This window comes from Sphingopyxis sp. GW247-27LB, from assembly GCF_002277025.1.
Taxonomy (GTDB): Bacteria; Pseudomonadota; Alphaproteobacteria; order Sphingomonadales; family Sphingomonadaceae; genus Sphingopyxis.
Genome location: NZ_NIWD01000002.1, coordinates 527,742 through 544,608, shown reverse-complemented (window position 1 = coordinate 544,608; position 16,867 = coordinate 527,742). Strand labels below are relative to the sequence as shown.

Annotated in this window: 21 protein-coding genes; 2 read left to right on the top strand and 19 right to left on the bottom strand. The window is 64.8% G+C overall.

Annotation, left to right across the window (positions count from 1 at the left end; genetic code table 11):
- The 16 genes from nuoK to CD928_RS02625 are packed head-to-tail and all read right to left on the bottom strand — an operon-like array spanning position 1 to position 11,784.
- Entirely contained in the window at positions 1–306 is a 306-nt protein-coding gene (gene nuoK, locus CD928_RS02695; protein WP_053554267.1) for an NADH-quinone oxidoreductase subunit NuoK, read from the bottom strand.
- Positions 303–914: an NADH-quinone oxidoreductase subunit J gene (locus CD928_RS02690; protein WP_095384493.1), complete on the bottom strand. Its 612-nt coding sequence runs from the start codon at positions 912–914 to the stop codon at positions 303–305. Before CD928_RS02690 ends, nuoK begins: the two co-directional genes overlap by 4 nt.
- 12 nt (positions 915–926) lie before the next feature.
- On the bottom strand, positions 927–1,415 hold the full coding sequence (nuoI, locus tag CD928_RS02685) for an NADH-quinone oxidoreductase subunit NuoI (RefSeq protein ID WP_095384490.1): 489 nt from the start codon (positions 1,413–1,415) through the stop codon (positions 927–929).
- Positions 1,412–1,957, bottom strand: a complete 546-nt coding sequence (locus CD928_RS02680) for a hypothetical protein (protein ID WP_095384487.1) — start codon at positions 1,955–1,957, stop codon at positions 1,412–1,414. Before CD928_RS02680 ends, nuoI begins: the two co-directional genes overlap by 4 nt.
- Complete coding sequence (gene nuoH, locus CD928_RS02675) at positions 1,954–3,000, bottom strand: NADH-quinone oxidoreductase subunit NuoH (protein WP_095384484.1); 1,047 nt, start codon at positions 2,998–3,000, stop codon at positions 1,954–1,956. Before nuoH ends, CD928_RS02680 begins: the two co-directional genes overlap by 4 nt.
- Complete coding sequence (nuoG, locus tag CD928_RS02670) at positions 2,997–5,009, bottom strand: NADH-quinone oxidoreductase subunit NuoG (protein WP_095384481.1); 2,013 nt, start codon at positions 5,007–5,009, stop codon at positions 2,997–2,999. Before nuoG ends, nuoH begins: the two co-directional genes overlap by 4 nt.
- On the bottom strand, positions 5,009–5,698 hold the full coding sequence (locus CD928_RS02665; protein ID WP_141237065.1) for a hypothetical protein: 690 nt from the start codon (positions 5,696–5,698) through the stop codon (positions 5,009–5,011). The genes nuoG and CD928_RS02665 overlap by 1 nt, the downstream gene beginning before the upstream one ends.
- Positions 5,695–6,390, bottom strand: a complete 696-nt coding sequence (locus tag CD928_RS02660; protein WP_095384476.1) for a hypothetical protein — start codon at positions 6,388–6,390, stop codon at positions 5,695–5,697. Before CD928_RS02660 ends, CD928_RS02665 begins: the two co-directional genes overlap by 4 nt.
- Positions 6,387–7,676 carry an NADH-quinone oxidoreductase subunit NuoF gene (nuoF, locus tag CD928_RS02655; RefSeq protein WP_095384473.1) on the bottom strand — a complete coding sequence of 430 codons (1,290 nt, stop codon included), beginning with the start codon at positions 7,674–7,676 and terminating at the stop codon, positions 6,387–6,389. Before nuoF ends, CD928_RS02660 begins: the two co-directional genes overlap by 4 nt.
- Positions 7,676–7,834: a hypothetical protein gene (locus CD928_RS23265; protein ID WP_176473416.1), complete on the bottom strand. Its 159-nt coding sequence runs from the start codon at positions 7,832–7,834 to the stop codon at positions 7,676–7,678. The genes nuoF and CD928_RS23265 overlap by 1 nt, the downstream gene beginning before the upstream one ends.
- Positions 7,834–8,502 carry an NAD(P)H-dependent oxidoreductase subunit E gene (locus tag CD928_RS02650; protein WP_095384470.1) on the bottom strand — a complete coding sequence of 223 codons (669 nt, stop codon included), beginning with the start codon at positions 8,500–8,502 and terminating at the stop codon, positions 7,834–7,836. Before CD928_RS02650 ends, CD928_RS23265 begins: the two co-directional genes overlap by 1 nt.
- Positions 8,495–8,677, bottom strand: coding sequence for a hypothetical protein (locus tag CD928_RS02645; protein ID WP_095384467.1), 183 nt, complete (start codon positions 8,675–8,677; stop codon positions 8,495–8,497). The genes CD928_RS02650 and CD928_RS02645 overlap by 8 nt, the downstream gene beginning before the upstream one ends.
- Positions 8,677–9,894, bottom strand: coding sequence for an NADH-quinone oxidoreductase subunit D (locus CD928_RS02640; RefSeq protein ID WP_095385195.1), 1,218 nt, complete (start codon positions 9,892–9,894; stop codon positions 8,677–8,679). Before CD928_RS02640 ends, CD928_RS02645 begins: the two co-directional genes overlap by 1 nt.
- Before the next feature lie 50 nt (positions 9,895–9,944).
- Positions 9,945–10,847: an NADH-quinone oxidoreductase subunit C gene (locus tag CD928_RS02635; protein WP_095384464.1), complete on the bottom strand. Its 903-nt coding sequence runs from the start codon at positions 10,845–10,847 to the stop codon at positions 9,945–9,947.
- Complete coding sequence (locus tag CD928_RS02630; protein WP_095385192.1) at positions 10,847–11,380, bottom strand: NADH-quinone oxidoreductase subunit B family protein; 534 nt, start codon at positions 11,378–11,380, stop codon at positions 10,847–10,849. Before CD928_RS02630 ends, CD928_RS02635 begins: the two co-directional genes overlap by 1 nt.
- Before the next feature lie 29 nt (positions 11,381–11,409).
- On the bottom strand, positions 11,410–11,784 hold the full coding sequence (locus CD928_RS02625; RefSeq protein WP_095384461.1) for an NADH-quinone oxidoreductase subunit A: 375 nt from the start codon (positions 11,782–11,784) through the stop codon (positions 11,410–11,412).
- 219 nt (positions 11,785–12,003) lie between these two features.
- Between CD928_RS02625 and CD928_RS02620 the strand changes: the two genes are divergently transcribed.
- Together CD928_RS02620 and CD928_RS02615 are read left to right on the top strand one after the other, a co-directional pair.
- Entirely contained in the window at positions 12,004–12,486 is a 483-nt protein-coding gene (locus CD928_RS02620) for a YbjN domain-containing protein (RefSeq protein ID WP_095384458.1), read from the top strand.
- 25 nt (positions 12,487–12,511) lie between these two features.
- Positions 12,512–13,051, top strand: coding sequence for a YbjN domain-containing protein (locus tag CD928_RS02615; RefSeq protein WP_095384455.1), 540 nt, complete (start codon positions 12,512–12,514; stop codon positions 13,049–13,051).
- A gap of 189 nt (positions 13,052–13,240) precedes the next feature.
- Here the strand turns inward: CD928_RS02615 and CD928_RS02610 are convergent, their stop codons facing one another.
- The 3 genes from CD928_RS02610 to CD928_RS02600 form a co-directional block, all read right to left on the bottom strand.
- Positions 13,241–14,059 carry an inositol monophosphatase family protein gene (locus tag CD928_RS02610; protein WP_095384452.1) on the bottom strand — a complete coding sequence of 273 codons (819 nt, stop codon included), beginning with the start codon at positions 14,057–14,059 and terminating at the stop codon, positions 13,241–13,243.
- Between the two features lie 120 nt (positions 14,060–14,179).
- The gene (gene efp / locus CD928_RS02605; RefSeq protein WP_095384449.1) at positions 14,180–14,743 is read right to left on the bottom strand and encodes an elongation factor P; all 564 of its coding nucleotides are present in this window, start codon (positions 14,741–14,743) and stop codon (positions 14,180–14,182) included.
- 112 nt (positions 14,744–14,855) lie between these two features.
- Positions 14,856–16,817, bottom strand: a complete 1,962-nt coding sequence (locus tag CD928_RS02600; RefSeq protein WP_095384446.1) for an OPT family oligopeptide transporter — start codon at positions 16,815–16,817, stop codon at positions 14,856–14,858.
- Positions 16,818–16,867: the final 50 nt, after the last annotated feature.

Sequence of the window (16,867 nt, the reverse complement as noted above, 5' to 3'; positions counted from 1 at the left end):
TTACCCCTTCATCCGGTTGGCATCGTCGACGGCAATGGTGCCGCGGCCGCGGAAATAGATGACGAGAATCGCGAGCCCGATCGCCGCCTCGCCGGCGGCGACGGTCAGCACGAACATCGCGAACACCTGCCCGACGAGATCGCCAAGCGCGGCGCTGAACGCGACGAGATTGATGTTCACCGCGAGCAGGATCAGCTCGATCGCCATCAGGATGACGATGATGTTCTTGCGGTTGATGAAGATGCCGAGCACGCCGAGCGTGAACAGCACCGCCGAAACGGCGAGATAATGGCCGACCGAAATCACAATTCCATCCCCTGCCCGACGCCCGGATCGACCAGCCGCGTCGCTTCGTGCGGGCGGCGGCGGTTCTGCGCCGCGATATTCTGGCTCCGCGTCCCGCCACGCTGGCGATGCGTCAGCGCGATCGCGCCGATCATCGCGACGAGCAGGACGATGCCCGCCGCCTCGAACAGGAAGATGTAGCGCGTGTAGAGCAGTTCGCCGATCTGCTGGATATTGCTCTTGTCGGCGACGGCGGGCGCCGCGCGCGCCGCGAGGTCGACCCCGCCCGCGCTCCAAGCGCCGAGCGCGAAGACGAGTTCGGCCGCGAGGATGATCGCGACGAGGGCGCCGAGCGGCAGATAGCGCACGAAGCCGGCGCGCAGTTCGGCGAAATCGATGTCGAGCATCATCACGACGAACAGGAACAGCACCGCGACCGCCCCGACATAGACGATGACGAGCAGCATCGCGATGAACTCGGCCCCCGCGAGCAGCATCAGCCCCGCCGCGTTGAAGAAGGCGAGGATCAGCCACATCACGCTGTGGACCGGGTTGCGCGCGAAGATCACCATCGCCGCGGAGGCGATGACGACGAAGGCGAAGAGATAGAAGGCGATGAGCTGAATCATGTGCGCGCGCCCTTACCGATAGGGCGCGTCGGCGGCAAGGTTGGCAGCGATCGCGCGCTCCCATTTGTCGCCGTTGGCGAGCAGCTTGGCCTTGTCATAGAGCAGCTCCTCGCGCGTTTCGGTCGCGAATTCGAAATTCGGCCCCTCGACGATCGCATCGACCGGGCAGGCTTCCTGGCAGAAGCCGCAATAGATGCACTTCGTCATGTCGATGTCGTAGCGGGTCGTACGGCGCGACCCGTCGTCGCGCGGCTCGGCCTCGATCGTGATCGCCTGCGCGGGGCAGACCGCCTCGCACAGCTTGCACGCGATGCAGCGCTCCTCGCCGTTCGGATAGCGGCGCAGCGCATGCTCGCCGCGGAACCGCGGCGACAGCGGATTCTTCTCGAAGGGATAGTTGATCGTCGCCTTCGGCTTGAAGAAATATTTGAGCGTCAGCCAGTGCGCCTGCACGAATTCCCACAGGGTGAAGGTTCTGACGAAGTGGGCGATGGTGCTCATTTGGATTGTGCCTTTGCCCATTTGGCCTGATACGTCTCAAAACTGCCTTCAAGCTGATCGAAGGCCTCCAGCTTCAGTTCGCGAGTGCAGGTACCGCTCAAAATCTGGGGAGGCTTGGAGTCTCCGTCGAACGTCATGACCACTCCCTCCTTCGCGCCGTTCCTATTGTCCAAATTGAACAGCAGCGTGGCACGGCGATCCCCATTGTTGCCGACGATTTCCATGTTCGGTGGATTCCCGCCAACATAACCAATCGTGAAAGCGGGTAGTACCTTGTCGGGGTCAAAAATCTGCACGGATTGATGCGGAAACGGCACGTCCAATGCGATCCCAAATGCAACCAGATGCTTCTCGCCGATGGCACGAACTTCGCCAGTCTCATCGCGTAGTTTCTCGGCTGCCGTAACATCGACAGGAAGGCAAACAATCGCAAGCGACCGAGGAGCAGAGCCATTAGCCGTTTGTGCATAGGCAGGAAGCAACGTCGTATTGGCGAGGGCGAGCATCGTTATCGCTGTCAGCTTCAGGAAGGCCCACCTCATGCCCCATACCTCGTCAGCATCAGATAGCCCGAGATCAGGAACACCCAGATCAGCGAGATCGGCAGGAAGACCTTCCAGCCCAGCCGCATGAGCTGGTCATAGCGATAACGCGGGACGGTCGCCTTCACCCACGAGAAGGCGAAGAAGAAGAAGAAGATCTTGGCGAACAGCCAGACGATGCCCGGAACGACGTAGAGCGGCGCCCAGTCGATCGGGGGGAGCCAGCCGCCCCAGAAGAGCACCGCGTTGAGCGTGCACATCAGCAGCACGTTCGCATATTCGCCGAGCCAGAAGAGGGCGAAGCTCATCGACGAATATTCGGTCTGGTAACCCGCGACGAGTTCGCTTTCGGCCTCGGTCAGATCGAACGGGGTGCGCGCGGTCTCTGCCAGCGACGAGATGAAGAACAGCACCGCGAGCGGGAAGAGCAGCAGGTTGAAGCCGAAGGCGTTGACCAGCCCGAGCCCGTGGCCCTGCTGCGCCTTTACGATCTCGTTGAGGTTGAAGCTGTCGGCGAACAGCACGACGCCGATCAGGATGAAACCGATCGACACTTCATAGCTGATCATCTGCGCCGAGGCGCGCATCGCGGAGAAGAAGGGATATTTGGAGTTCGACGACCAGCCCGATAGGATGACGCCGTAAACGCCGAGCGAGCTGATCGCGAGGATGTAGAGCAGCCCGACATTGATGTCGGCGAGCACCGCGCCCGAATTGAACGGGATCACCGCCCACGCCATCAGCGCCACCGTGAAGGTGATGATCGGCGCGATCAGGAACAGGCCGCGGTTCGCGCTCGACGGAATGATCGTTTCCTGCAGAAACACCTTCAGCCCGTCGGCGAAGCTCTGGAGCAAGCCGAACGGTCCGACGACGTTCGGCCCGCGCCGCAGCGCCATCGCCGCCCAGATCTTGCGGTCGGCATAGATGATCATCGCGACCGCGAGCATCAGCGGCAGCGCGATGAGCAGGATGCCGCAGATCGTCGCGACGCCCCACGCCCATTCGTAGGACATGCCAAGGGATTGGAAAAACTCGGTCATTCCGCCGCCTCCGCATAATCGCCGCCGTGGAGCAATTCGTCCGAGCAGCGCTGCATCGTCGGCGAGGCGCGGCAGATGGCGTTGGTCAGGTAGAAGTCCTTGATCGGCGACGGGATCGCGCGCGCCTCGGGCTTGGCGGGCAGCTTGGGGACCGTCCAGCCGTAACCGGCGAGCCCTTCGGCGCCGAGCGCGGGCACCGCCGCGATCATCGCCGCGCGGCACTCGGCGAAGCTGTCGAAGCCGACATTCACGCCGAGCGCATCGGCGAGGGCGCGGAAAATGCTCCAGTCCTCGCGCGCGTCGCCGGGGGCGAACACCGCCTTCTCGCTGCGCTGGACGCGACCCTCGGTGTTGACCGTGGTGAAATCCTTTTCGGTCCAGGCGGCCGCCGGCAGGACGACATCGGCGGCGTGCGCGCCCTTGTCGCCATGATGGCCGACATAGACCTTGAACGTGTCCACGAAGGCCGAGAAATCGACCTCGTCGGCGCCGAGGAAGAAGGCGAGCTTCGGTTTCGCCGCGACGATGTCCCTGATCCCGCCCGGCTGCGAATAGCCGAGCATCAGCGCACCCATGCGCGCGGCCGAGAAATGGACGACGTTGAAGCCGTTCCAGCCATCCTTGACCGCGTTCACCGACTTGGCGAGCGCCAGCGCCGCGCCGTGGACGCCGGGCACCGACAGCGCGCCGCCGCCGAAGATCAGCATCGGCCGCTCGGCGCCCTTCAGCGCATCGAGCGCCGCCTGCGGCAGCTTCGCGACCAGCGAGGCATCGTCGCCGAGCCATTCGACCTTGTAGGTCAGGTCAATCTCGGGCCCGATGCCGAACACCTTCGCGCCCTTCTTCCACACCGCCTTGCGGACGCGCGTGTTGATCAGCGGCGCTTCCCAGCGCAGGTTCGTGCCGACGAGCAGGATCACGTCGGCATTTTCGGCCTCGGCGATGCCGGTGTTGAAATTGACCGCCGACAGGCTGGTGACGTCATAGTCGAGTCCGGTCTGGCGCCCTTCGAACAGGGTGCCGCCGAGCGCGTTCACGAGTGCCTTCGCTGCGAACATCGTCTCGCAATCGGCCATGTCGCCCGCGATCGCCGCGACCGACGCCCCCGCGTTCACCGCCTTGATCGCCTCGAACGCTTCGGCCCAGCTCGCTTCGACGAGCTGGCCGTCCTTGCGAACGAACGGACGGTCGAGACGGCGGCGGATCAGGCCGTCGACATGGTGGCGCGTCTTGTCGCTCGCCCATTCCTCGTTCACATCGTCGTTGACGCGCGGCAGCACGCGCAGCACCTGGCGCCCGCGACTGTCGATGCGGACGTTGGTGCCGACCGCGTCCATCATGTCGATGCCGAGCGTCTTGGTGAGTTCCCACGGCCGCGCCTCGAACGCATAGGGCTTCGACGTCAGCGCGCCGACCGGGCAGAGGTCGACGACGTTGCCCGAAAGCTCGCTCGCGACCGCGCGCTCGAGATACGAGGTGATCTGCATATTCTCGCCGCGATAGATCGCGCCGATATCCTCGACCCCGGCGACTTCCTCGGCGAAACGGACGCAGCGCGTGCACTGGATGCAGCGCGTCATCACCGTCTTGACGATCGGCCCCATATATTTCTCGGTCACCGCGCGCTTGTTCTCGTCATAGCGCGTCGCGCCGCGGCCATAGGCGACCGACTGGTCCTGCAGGTCGCATTCGCCGCCCTGGTCGCAGATCGGGCAGTCGAGCGGGTGGTTGATGAGCAGGAACTCCATCACCCCTTCGCGCGCCTTCTTGACCATCGGGCTGTCGGTCTTGATCACCTGCCCCTCGGCCGCGGGCAGCGCGCACGACGCCTGCGGCTTCGGCGGCCCGGGCGACACTTCGACCAGGCACATGCGGCAATTGCCGGCGATCGACAGCCGCTCGTGATAGCAGAAGCGCGGGATTTCCTTCCCCGCCATCTCGCACGCCTGCAGGACGGTCGCGCCCTGCGGGACGTCGAGTTCCAGGCCGTCTACGGTTACTTTAGGCATTAGTTCGCTTTCGCCAAGTTGCCGCCGTGCGATACCGCGACGGCGCGCTCATACAGGGCCTGCGCCAGGGTGGAATCCATGGCGACTTTCGTGAAGACCAGTTGCTCCCTGGGAGTCACGCACGCCTCGAAGGTCGGCCGCAGCGCGGCAAGCGCCTGATGCTCCTCGCTCGATCCCGGAAGAGCGAGCACGAAAGTGCGCGTCGTGTCCGGGGCGACACGCATCACGCATGCGCCGAACGCGTGATAGCCCCGGTCCTCTTCCGATGGCTGTTCGGGCGGAAGCGCGGCGAAGCCGGGCTCGTCCTTGCCGAACTCGCGCAGATACAGCGCGCGATAGAGAGGGCCGCGAATGGCGGCCGCGTCCATCCTCAAAAAACCGCCGTTCAGGCATTCGGGTTTGACGAGCGCCTGAAAAGCCTTGTTCGCTTCGGGTTGCGACGTCACGGCGAGGGCTTCCTTGGTCATCCTTGGCCTTGCTTTGACCACGCATGCCGCGAACCGATAAAGCGTGTCGCGCGCCTGATCCGTTTCGGTCACGTCCCGGGTGGAGAGGTTCGCAGCCACCTGACCCTGCGATGGGGCAGCGGCGAACAGGCACGATGCCGCCATCAGCGATGCGCCGACGGCAGTTCGCCCCCGCTTTGCCGAAAGCGCGCGTTTCGTGTCGAGAGGGAGGTGTCGGATCACCCCGCCCCGCCTTCCTTGCTCGTCACCGCGATGCGGTAGGCCGCGAGCGCCAGAAGCGCGCGCAGGCCCGAACGGTTGGTGCGGAACTCGGTCCCTTGCTTGACGCAGCCCGACAGTTGCGGCCCGATCGCCGTCAGCGCGGCCTTTTCCGCGTCGCTCATCACCTCGGTGCGGAACAGCGCGGCCGTATCCTTCGGCGCGCGCATCGCGATGCACATCGAAATGGCCTCGCTGTCGGTGCGCGCGGCGATCGGCGCCGCCGAACGGTCGATCGCGAGATCGGCGGCGAGCGCATCGGCCGAAAATTCATCGATCAGCAGATGCTCGGCAAGGTTGCCGGCGAACAACAGCTGCGAAAAGCCGAGCCGGCTGCCGATCGCGCAACGCGAATGGCCCTTCGCCAGGCGCTCGACGTCCTTGCGATATTCCGCGGTGCGATAATCCTTCGCGAGCAGCTTCTCGACGCCGGGCCGGGTGGTCTCGACGACGCAGCCGGCGAAATTATACATCGCCTGCGCCGCGAGCGGCGTGATCGGCTTCGCCGCTTCGTCGCCCTTGGACGCCCGCGCCGCGTCGGCCGCCACCATCCGGTCGTGCGGATTGGCGTTGGCCGAATTGACCTCGCGCTGCGCCATCGCGGGCGTCGCGACCATCGCGGCGGCCGCGAGCAGGATCGAAAGAGCCTTCGTCATTCGGCAGCCTCCAGCGCGCCGCCATTCTCACGGATGCGGCGTTCGAGTTCGGGGCGGAAGTGGCGGATCAGGCCCTGGATCGGCCATGCCGCCGCGTCGCCGAGCGCGCAGATGGTGTGGCCCTCGACCTGCTTGGTCACGTCGAACAGCGTGTCGATCTCGCTGATGTCGGCGTCGCCGGTGCGCAGCCGCTCCATCACGCGCCACATCCAGCCGGTGCCCTCGCGACACGGGGTGCACTGGCCGCAGCTTTCATGCTTGTAGAAATAGCTGATGCGGCTGATCGCCTGGACGACGTCGGTCGACTTGTCCATCACGATCGCGGCGGCGGTGCCGAGTCCCGAGCCCAGTTCCTTGAGCCCGTCGAAATCCATCGGCGCGTCCATGATCTGCGCAGCGGGAACCAGCGGCACCGACGATCCGCCGGGGATCACCGCGAGCAGATTGTCCCAGCCGCCGCGGATGCCGCCGCAATGGGTGTCGATCAGCTCGCGGAAGCTGATGCCCATCTCTTCCTCGACGACGCACGGCTTGTTCACATGGCCGCTGATCTGGAAGAGCTTGGTGCCCTTGTTGTTCTCGCGCCCGAAGCTCGAGAACCACGCCGCGCCGCGGCGCAGGATCGTCGGGACGACCGCGATGCTCTCGACATTGTTGACCGTCGTCGGGCAGCCATAGAGGCCCGCGCCCGCCGGGAATGGGGGCTTCAGGCGCGGCTGGCCCTTCTTGCCCTCGAGGCTTTCGATCATCGCGGTTTCTTCGCCGCAGATATAGGCGCCGGCGCCGCGGTGGACGAAGACGTCGAAATCATAACCCGACTTCGCGGCGTTCTTGCCGAGCAGGCCGGCGTCATAGGCCTCCTGCACCGCGGCGAAGAGCGTTTCGGCCTCGCGGATGAACTCGCCGCGGATGTAGATGTACGCGGCGCGCGCGCGCATCGCATAGCCCGCGATCAGCGCGCCCTCGATCAGCTTGTGCGGATCGTGGCGGATGATCTCGCGGTCCTTGCAGCTACCTGGCTCGGATTCGTCGGCGTTGATGACAAGGAAGCTCGGGCGGTCGGCGCGCGGCTCCTTTGGCATGAAGCTCCACTTGAGCCCGGTCGGAAAGCCCGCGCCGCCGCGGCCGCGCAGCCCCGACGCCTTGATCTCCTCGATGATCGCGTCCTGGCCGCGGCTCATCAGATCCTTCGTCTTGTCCCAATCGCCCCGTGCCTCGGCGGCCTTCAGGTTCCACGGCTGGAAGCCGTAGAGATTGGTGAAAATGCGGTCCTTGTCGGCGAGCATCAGCGACCCCCACCCTTCTTGAGCATCGTGTAGGCGATATAGCCGAGCCCGAGGATCAGCAGCGGCCCGAGCAGCGCGAAGGTCACGCGCAGCACGAAGCCGAGCACGACGAGCGCGCCGATGATCGCGAGGATCGTGATGATATCCTTCTGGGTCATCACCATTCCTTCCGGTAATCGTGGTTGGCGTCGACCATGGCCTTCAGCGTCGTCGGGCCGCCCTCGGGCTCGCTGGTGTGACGATCGGAAAGCTGGGTACCGGTCTTCGGCTGCTCGCCCGCCGCCAGCGCATCGAGGATGCGCGTCGTGCTGTCGTAGTCGAGGTCTTCGTAATTATCGTCGTTGATCTGGACCATCGGCGCGTTGGCGCAATTGCCCATGCACTCGACCTCGGTCAGCGTGAACAGCCCGTCGGGGGTGGTCTTGCCCTTGACCATGCCGCGGTTCTTGCACGCGGCCATGACATCGTCCGACCCGCGCAGCAGGCACGGCGTCGTGCCGCACACCTGCACATGATAGCGGCCGACCGGCGCGAGATTGTACATGGTGTAGAAGGTCGCGACCTCATAGGCGCGGATGAACGGCATATCGAGCTCGGCCGCGACATATTCGATCACCGGCACCGGCAGCCAGCCCTGCGTGTTCGTCTCGGCCCCGACCTGGCGCTGCGCGAGGTCGAGCAACGGCATCACCGCCGACCGCTGCCGCCCGGCGGGATAGCGCGCGATCACGGCCTTCGCCTTGTCGGCATTTTCGGCCGTCCACGCAAAAGTGCCCCAGCGCGCGCGGACTTCGGCTTCGTCGGGGATTTGGGGTGCGTCAGCCATGCGCAGAAACCTTCGAGCCTTTTTTAACGGCGAGCTTCGCAAAATACGCGCCCACCCAGAGCAAATTTGCAGCCGCGAGTTCGCCGCCCACGTCTAATCCACGAACGAAATGCAAGTAGCTGAACGCAAGCGCAGCACCGAGGCCCATAGTATGAACGACATCCAATAGCCTCATCACCGGTCGCACTCCCCGAACACGACGTCGATGGCGCCGATGATCGCGGTGGTGTCGGCGAGCATGTGGCCCTTCGCCATCATGTCCATCGCCTGAAGGTGACTGAACGCCGTCGGGCGGATCTTGCAGCGGTACGGCTTGTTGGTGCCGTCGCTGACCAGATAGACGCCGAATTCGCCCTTGGGGCTTTCGGTCGCGACATAGACTTCGCCCGCCGGGACGTGGAAGCCTTCGGTATAAAGCTTGAAGTGATGGATCAGCGATTCCATCGACTGCTTCATCTCGCCGCGCTTCGGCGGCACGACCTTGCGGTCGAGGCTCGCGACCGGGCCCGAGGGCATGTCGCGCAGGCACTGCTTGATGATGCGCGCCGACTGATAGACTTCCTGCACGCGGACCATGAAGCGGTCGTAGCAATCGCCGCGTGTGCCGACGGGAATGTCGAACTCCATCGCGGCATAGGCGTCATAGGGCTGCGACTTGCGGATGTCCCATGGGATGCCGCTGCCTCGGATCATCGGGCCCGAGAAGCCCCACGCCAGCGCGTCTTCCTTGCTGACCGTCGCGATGTCGACGTTGCGCTGCTTGAAGATGCGGTTGTCGATGACGAGGCTCATCGCGTCGCCGAACAGCCTGGGCAGCCGCGTCTCGCACCATTCGCCGATGTCGACGAGCAGCTTTTCGGGGACGTCCTGATGCACGCCGCCGGGGCGGAACCACGCCGAGTGCATCCGCGCGCCCGACGCGCGCTCGAAGAAGTTGAGGCAATCCTCGCGCAGCTCGAACACCCACAGGTTCGGGGTCATCGCGCCGACGTCCATAACGTGGCTGCCGATGTTGAGCATGTGATTGCAGATGCGCGTCAGCTCGGCGAACAGCACGCGCAGATATTGCGCACGCGCCGGCACCTCGAGGTCGAGCAATTTCTCGATCGCGAGGACATAGCTGTGCTCCATGCCGAGCGGCGAGCAATAGTCGAGCCGGTCGAAATAGGGCAGCGCCTGCAGATAGGTCTTGTATTCGATCAGCTTTTCGGTGCCGCGGTGGAGCAGCCCGACGTGCGGGTCGACCCGCTCGATGATCTCGCCGTCAAGCTCCATCACCATGCGCAGCACGCCGTGCGCCGCGGGATGCTGCGGACCGAAGTTGATCGTGTAATTGGTGACGACCTGATCGCCCGCCGTGTCGGCGGTGTCGACCGGATAGCCTTCGAACATGTCGCTGCCGTGGTGCTTGACCGCTCCGGAAGCCATTTGGGGAGAGTCGGTCATGCGTCGCCTCCTTTAGGCTTGCGCGGTTTCGCGGGGGCCTTGGGCTTGGCGGGCGCCTTTTCGGCCTTCGCCGTCGCGGGCGTCTTGGCCTTCGCGGCGGGCTTCGCCTTCGCGCCGTCCTTGCTCGGCTTGGCCGCGGCCTTGTTCGCGCTCTTACCGGCGCCGGTCTGCGCTTCGCGGTCGGTGGTCTTCGGGGTCGGCGGCGGCGCGGCCTTGGCGTCGTCGGCCTTCTTCACTTGCTGCGCGGTCATCGGGCTCGGCGCGCCCTTGCCGGGTGCTTCGCCGGTGCCGCCGGCCTTTTCGTCGCCGGGCAGGATATAGTCGGCGCCCTCCCACGGGGAGAGGAAGTCGAAATTGCGGAAATCCTGCGCCAGCCGCACCGGTTCATACACGACGCGCTTGTCCTCTTCGGAATAGCGCAGCTCGGTATAGCCGGTGAGCGGAAAGTCCTTGCGCTGCGGATGCCCCTGGAACCCATAGTCGGTCAGGATGCGGCGCAGGTCGGGGTTGCCGCTGAACAGCACCCCGTACATGTCGAACACCTCACGCTCGAGCCAGCCGGCGTTCGGCCACACCGGCACCACGGTCGGCACCGGAGTCGCCTCGTCGGTCGACACGCGCACGCGCAGGCGATGATTCTTCGTGACGCTGAGCAGGTGATAGACGACCTCGAAGCGCTCGGGCCGGTCGGGATAGTCGACCCCGGCGATCTCCATGAGTTGCTGATATTCGAGGACGTCGCGAAGCTGCACCATCACGCCGGCGATCGCCTCGCGCGTCACGGTGATGCTGTCTTCCTCGACCGCCTGCACATGCGCGAGCAGATCCTTGCCGAGCAGCTTTTCGAGCGCGGCGGCGAGACCCTCGCGCGGCGCAACCAGGGGAGCGGGATTGGTCATCAGCGTTCGATTGTCCCGACGCGGCGGATCTTCCGCTGCAATTGCATCACGCCATAAAGCAGAGCCTCGGCGGTCGGCGGGCAGCCGGGGACATAGATGTCCACGGGCACGATGCGGTCGCAGCCGCGCACCACCGAATAGCTGTAGTGATAATAGCCGCCGCCGTTGGCGCAGCTGCCCATCGAGATGACATATTTGGGGTTCGACATCTGGTCGTACACCCGGCGCAGCGCGGGCGCCATCTTGTTGCACAGCGTGCCCGCGACGATCATCACGTCGGACTGGCGCGGGCTGGCGCGCGGCGCGGCGCCGAAACGCTCCATGTCATAGCGCGGCATGTTGACGTGGATCATCTCGACCGCGCAGCAAGCGAGCCCGAAGGTCATCCACCAGAGAGAGCCCGTGCGCGCCCAGTTGAACAAATCCTCGGTCGAGGTGACGAGGAAGCCCTTGTCGCCGACCTCGGCGTTGAGATCGTCGAAAAAGCCCTGGTCCGGATTCGTCCCCGGTGCGACAGGGCTTGCGACCGGCATCTGGCCGGGAGTCAGGATCGTTGAAGTGCTCATTCCCAATCCAGCGCGCCTTTTTTCCACGCGTACACAAGGCCGATCGCAAGCTCGGCCAGAAACACCATCATCGTCGCCCAGCCAGCCCAGCCGATCTCCTTCAGGCTGACGGCCCAGGGAAAGAGGAAGGCGGCTTCGAGGTCGAAGATGATGAACAAAATGGCGACCAGATAGAATCGCACGTCGAACTGACTGCGAGCGTCTTCAAAGGCGGGAAAGCCGCATTCATACTCAGCCAGCTTTGCCGGGTCGGGCTTGTGCGCGCCGGTCAGGCGGGCAACGCCCATCGGCAGGAACACGAAGGCCGCCGACAATCCGAGCGCGATGGCCAGGAAAATCAGGATTGGCAGATATTGCGTCAGGTCGACCATGGGAGCTCGCAGTCATGTTTTCGGGTGTTGGCCACCCGTTTATGCGGGCGCTTTAGGCCAGCGCGCCGCGCCTCGCAAGCATTGCGGGCAGGAAAATGCCGGCACCGCCGACAAAAGCGCGAAGGCGGGTGGCAGCTGGCCCCGACCCTGTGCTAGGCCCTTGGCAGAGGGGCTGTTTTTGCCGGATAGCCAGCATCCGGCGCGTGGATGGGAGCTCTTATGGGACGATCGTCAATCGCGGCTGCACTGGCGCTCGGCGCGGCCGCACTCGCGGCCACGCCCGCTCAGGCCGAACTGGTCAGTGCCGCCAATCCCCAGAAGATCAAGGAAATCATGGAGTCGCGCGGCTGGCCGGCCAATCTCGTCATGAACGCAGGTGAGGATCCCTATATCGAAAGCGACCGCGACGGGCTGCAATTCCTCGTCATCTTCATGAACTGCACCGCGGGTCGCAACTGCCGGACGCTGCAATATTATATGGGATTCGGCGCCGCCAAAAACGTTTCGCTCGAACGCTTCAACGAATGGAATCGCGAAAAGCGCTTCGCTCGCGCCTATCGCAGCGAAAAGGGCGCGCCGGTGCTCGAAATGGACGTCGACGTCGACTTCAAGGGCATCCCGCGCGAGAATCTCAGCGAGACCTTCAACACCTGGGCGGCGCTGATGGACAGCTATCGCGATTTCGTTTTTGGTGACGGGTAGAATTGCAATCGAGGGGGGCGATCAAATGACGATGACGGGATCGGTGCGATGGATGCTGCTCGCGGCGGCGTTGGCAACGGCCAGCAGCGCGGCGGCGGCCGAAGACCCGCGCGTCTTCGCCGATGCCGATCAGATCGCGGCGCTGCTGAAGACCGAAGGCCATGAGGCCAAAGTCTCAGTAGACAAAGCCGGCGACCGGATGATCGAGTCGCAGCACAACGACCGCAACTATCGCATTTTCTTCTACGGCTGCAGCGAAGGCATCGTTGCGGGTCCCTGTACGTCGGTGCAATTCTACATCGCCTTCACGCGCGGCAAACCCTTTCCCGCCGACCGGATCGCCGAATGGAACGGCAATTGGCGCTTCGGCCGTGCCTACCTCGACAGCGAAAAGGATCCGGTTATCGAAATGGACCTCAATCTCGACGCCGGCGGCATGTCGAAGGCGCTGTTCCTCGATACGCTCGACATCTGGTTCGAAGTGCTCGGCAATTTCGACGAGTTCGTCTTCACCGACCCGGATGCGAAAAAGGCCGACAGCCCGGAGCCGAAGCCGGCGGATTGAGGTCGTCCCGCTACGGTGAGAATCCGCTCCATCAGAGCCTGATGACATCAATTTGAACATCATTGCGAGGAGCGAAGCGACGCGGCAATCCAGAGTGGCGGTAAMCGTCCTGGATTGCTTCGCTTCGCTCGCAATGACGAAGGTGGGCCAATCTAAAATCATCCGCTCCACACTGGAACGGCCGCCCGCTCAGGCGCCGCGCAGCGCGCCTGCGACCAGCTTTTGCAGTTTCGAGTGCACCGCCCCGCTGCCCGCGATATATTCGCCGCGCTCGATCGCGCGGTCGCCGCCGCGGAAGTCGCTGACAAAGCCGCCGGCTTCGCGCACCAGCAGCATGCCGGCGGCGACGTCCCAGATGTTGAGCTCGCTCTCCCAGAAGCCGTCGAAGCGGCCCGCAGCGACCCAGGCGAGGTCGAGGCTCGCGGCGCCGAAGCGGCGGATACCCGCGACTTCGGGTGCGACCGCGCCGAAGATGCGGCTCCACTGCGCCATGTCGCCATGGCCCATGAAGGGGATGCCGGTCGCGATCAGGCATTCGTTGAGGTGGCGACGCGACGCGACGCGCAGGCGCCGGTCGTGCAGCCACGCGCCGCGGCCGCGCTCGGCCCAATAGCTCTCGTCGGTGACCGGCTGATAGATCAGCGCCGCGGTGACGTCGCCCCAGCCGCCGCCGAGCTTCGGTTCCTGCACCGCGATCGAGATCGCGAATTGCGGGATCGCGTGCAGGAAATTCGACGTGCCGTCGAGCGGGTCGATGATGAAGCGCGGCTTGCCCTCTTCCCCCGCGATCTCGCCGGCTTCTTCCATCAGGAAGCCCCAGCCCGGACGCGCGTGGGTCAGCTCGTCATAAAGGGTGCGTTCGGCCGCCTGGTCGGCCTTCGACACGAAGTCGGCGGGCCCCTTTTGCGACACCTGCAGATGCTCGATCTCGCCGAAGTCGCGGCGCAGCTTGGTGCCCGCCTTGCGCGCGGCGCGTTCCATGACGGTGATGATGCCGGAAATGGCCATTGTTCATTCTCCCCCCTCCCGCTTGCGGGAGGGGTCGGGGGAGGGAATGTTTCCTACCGGGAAGCGCCGCCCTCGACAGGCCCTCCCCTAACCCCTCCCGCAAGTGGGAGGGGAACTCAATCAGTCCGCGCGGCGCACATATTCGCGGTCATAGACGTTGACCACGATGCGGGTGCCGCTGGTGATGTGCGGCGGCACCATCACGCGCACGCCATTGTCGAGGATCGCGGGCTTGTAGGACGACGACGCCGTCTGGCCCTTCACCACCGCGTCGGCCTCGACGATCGTCGCTTCGATCTGCTCGGGCAGTTCGACCGAGATCGGGCGCTCTTCCCACAGTTCGAGCACGACATCCATGCCGTCCTGCAGGAATTCGTGCGCGTCGCCGACGACATCCTTGCCGATGGTGATCTGCTCGTACGTATCCTTGTCCATAAAGACGAGATCGTCGCCCTCGGCATAGAGATACTGGAAATCCTTGGTGTCGAGGCGGACCTTCTCGACCGTGTCCGCGCTGCGGAAGCGGTTGTTGAGCTTACGCCCGTCGATCAGATTCTTGGCTTCGACCTGCATATAGGCGCCGCCCTTGCCCGGCTGGGTGTGCTGGATCTTGGTGACCTTCCAGATGCCGCCTTCAAATTCGATAATATTGCCGGGACGGATTTCAACGCCGGTGATCTTCATCGCGCACACTCACAGTTCAAGGATGGAAAGAGCCGCCGGCGCGCCACAGCACGCCGGTCACAGGAGCGCGCCCTTAGCGGGGCACGCGCCCGAGGGCAAGCGGCGCGTGCGGTCAGGCCGTGGCTTGGACCATCCGGCGCGTCCGCGCATAGCTGAGGACGATGAGCCCAGCGAACAGGCCAAGGCCGATCAGCACCGAAGGCAGCTGGAATCCGTCGCCCACCACCGCGAGCGGCGCATCCTTGTCGGTCACATAGACCGCTCCGGCATAGAAGACGCCGAACAGGCTGTCGCCAACGATCATGCCGGTCGCGGTCAAAACGCCCATGCGATGCGCGAAGGCCGGGTTGGAGCGCCGTTCGGCCCAGCGATCATAAAACCAGCCCCCGACCGCGCCGATCACGACGGGCAGGATGACCGCCATCGGCAGATAGATGCCGATGCCGATCGCGAGCGGCGGTAGCCGCAGCTTGCGCGCGCGTCCGAGCATCTCGTCGACCAGGATGAAACCGGCACCGGCGAGCGCGCCATAGCTCAGCATCGTCCAGTTGAGATCGCCGCCCAGTACGCCCTTTGCCAGCGAGGAGATGAGTCCCGCCTGCGGCGCAGCGAGCGCGTTTGGCCCGGCACCGGGCACGCCGACGAAGCCGACGGTCTCGTTGAGCACATTGAGGACCGGCGGCACGACAAGCGAACCGAACACGACGCCGATGATCAACGCCACCTGCTGCTTCCACGGCGTCGCGCCCACCAGTTGACCGGTCTTGAGATCCTGCAGATTGTCGTTCGAGATCGTCGCGATGCCGAAGACGAGGCCGGTCACGATCAAAGCATAGGCGACCATGGCTGCGCTCGCCTCGTCTCCGCCGCCACGGCCGAGCAACCCGACGAGCAGCAGCGACGATGCGATGATCGCGAGAATGCCGATGCCCGACACGGGAGAGTTGGACGCTCCGATGAGGCCAGCCATATAGCCAGTTACCGACGCGATCATCAGGCCGATCACGATGATGAAGACGAGCGCACCGGCAACGAGAATCGCCGCCGAGCCCGCAAGCGGGCCGCCGGCAAGCACCGACCAGAGCAGCCAGGCGGTCGGCAGCAGGATCAGCAGCGAGCCGCCGAACACCCAGCCGATCGAAATATCCTGCTCCTCGACCGCGAGGGCAGCGCCCGCATGACGCGCCCTGCTCGCCGCCATGGCCGAACGTATCCCGCCGATCACAGGGCTCGCGATCTTAAGGAGCGTCCAGAGCGCGGCGACCGCGATCACGCCCGCGCCGAAAAAGCGGACCTCATCGCGGAATACGGTGTTCGCGATCGTTTCGGCGTCGGCCCCGGCGACACCCTGCGTCAGGATCGGCAGCAATATCCACCAGCCGGTGACCAGTCCGACGAGTTGGGCGAGGCCGACCGACAGACCGACGAGATGCCCGACCCCGAACAGTGCGAAGCCCAATCCGCCCGCGATGCCGGTCGCGCCCGCCCCAACCTTGAACCAGCGCGCGACCTCTCCCGCGGCAAGCTTCATCTGGGTGAGCAGTGCAAAGCCGGCCGCGATCAGCCCGTTCCACAGAAGCGCCGACAAGCCCGCCTTGTTCTCCTCCGCTCCCTCGGCGCTTGCGGCACCGACGCGCAGCACTTCGGCGGCGGCCCGCCCTTCGGGATAGGGCAGGTCCGCGTCGACAACGAGAGCGCGGCGCAGCGGCACGGAGAAGAGCACGCCCAAAATGCCGCCGAGCATGGTGATCGCGGTCGTTTCGAGCAGCGGAAAGCCCTGCCAGTAGCCGACCATCACGAGTCCCGGCAGCACGAAGATGATCGCCGCGAGCGTTCCCGCCGCGCTGGCGATCGTCTGAACGATGTTGTTTTCGAGAATCGTCGATCCGCTCATATGGCGCAGCAGCGCCATCGATATCACAGCGGCGGGAATCGAGGTCGCGAAGGTCAGCCCGACCTTGAGCCCGAGATAGACGTTCGCCGCGGTGAACAGCAGAGTGATCAGCCCGCCGAGGATGATCCCCCGCAGCGTGAGTTCGCGAAGCCCCGAGGCGGCTTGGTCGGTCGTTGTCATAAAATGTCTCCCCGGCGCCATGCTGTTGCGCCGCGCCGCGCATTGCGCAA

What these genes read in the sequence shown, in the direction of transcription:
- CD928_RS02645 (WP_095384467.1), bottom strand. Translation starts at nt 8,677, where the DNA reads ATGAGGCTATTGGATGTCGTTCATACTATGGGCCTCGGTGCTGCGCTT.
- efp (WP_095384449.1), bottom strand. Translation starts at nt 14,743, where the DNA reads ATGAAGATCACCGGCGTTGAAATCCGTCCCGGCAATATTATCGAATTT.
- CD928_RS02620 (WP_095384458.1), top strand. Translation starts at nt 12,004, where the DNA reads ATGGGACGATCGTCAATCGCGGCTGCACTGGCGCTCGGCGCGGCCGCA.
- CD928_RS02625 (WP_095384461.1), bottom strand. Translation starts at nt 11,784, where the DNA reads ATGGTCGACCTGACGCAATATCTGCCAATCCTGATTTTCCTGGCCATC.
- nuoI (WP_095384490.1), bottom strand. Translation starts at nt 1,415, where the DNA reads ATGAGCACCATCGCCCACTTCGTCAGAACCTTCACCCTGTGGGAATTC.
- CD928_RS02615 (WP_095384455.1), top strand. Translation starts at nt 12,512, where the DNA reads ATGACGATGACGGGATCGGTGCGATGGATGCTGCTCGCGGCGGCGTTG.
- CD928_RS23265 (WP_176473416.1), bottom strand. Translation starts at nt 7,834, where the DNA reads ATGACCCAGAAGGATATCATCACGATCCTCGCGATCATCGGCGCGCTC.
- CD928_RS02600 (WP_095384446.1), bottom strand. Translation starts at nt 16,817, where the DNA reads ATGACAACGACCGACCAAGCCGCCTCGGGGCTTCGCGAACTCACGCTG.
- nuoG (WP_095384481.1), bottom strand. Translation starts at nt 5,009, where the DNA reads ATGCCTAAAGTAACCGTAGACGGCCTGGAACTCGACGTCCCGCAGGGC.
- CD928_RS02635 (WP_095384464.1), bottom strand. Translation starts at nt 10,847, where the DNA reads ATGACCAATCCCGCTCCCCTGGTTGCGCCGCGCGAGGGTCTCGCCGCC.
- CD928_RS02640 (WP_095385195.1), bottom strand. Translation starts at nt 9,894, where the DNA reads ATGTTCGAAGGCTATCCGGTCGACACCGCCGACACGGCGGGCGATCAG.
- CD928_RS02660 (WP_095384476.1), bottom strand. Translation starts at nt 6,390, where the DNA reads ATGACGAAGGCTCTTTCGATCCTGCTCGCGGCCGCCGCGATGGTCGCG.
- CD928_RS02630 (WP_095385192.1), bottom strand. Translation starts at nt 11,380, where the DNA reads ATGCCGGTCGCAAGCCCTGTCGCACCGGGGACGAATCCGGACCAGGGC.
- CD928_RS02690 (WP_095384493.1), bottom strand. Translation starts at nt 914, where the DNA reads ATGATTCAGCTCATCGCCTTCTATCTCTTCGCCTTCGTCGTCATCGCC.
- nuoH (WP_095384484.1), bottom strand. Translation starts at nt 3,000, where the DNA reads ATGACCGAGTTTTTCCAATCCCTTGGCATGTCCTACGAATGGGCGTGG.
- nuoF (WP_095384473.1), bottom strand. Translation starts at nt 7,676, where the DNA reads ATGCTCGCCGACAAGGACCGCATTTTCACCAATCTCTACGGCTTCCAG.
- CD928_RS02650 (WP_095384470.1), bottom strand. Translation starts at nt 8,502, where the DNA reads ATGGCTGACGCACCCCAAATCCCCGACGAAGCCGAAGTCCGCGCGCGC.
- CD928_RS02680 (WP_095384487.1), bottom strand. Translation starts at nt 1,957, where the DNA reads ATGAGGTGGGCCTTCCTGAAGCTGACAGCGATAACGATGCTCGCCCTC.
- CD928_RS02610 (WP_095384452.1), bottom strand. Translation starts at nt 14,059, where the DNA reads ATGGCCATTTCCGGCATCATCACCGTCATGGAACGCGCCGCGCGCAAG.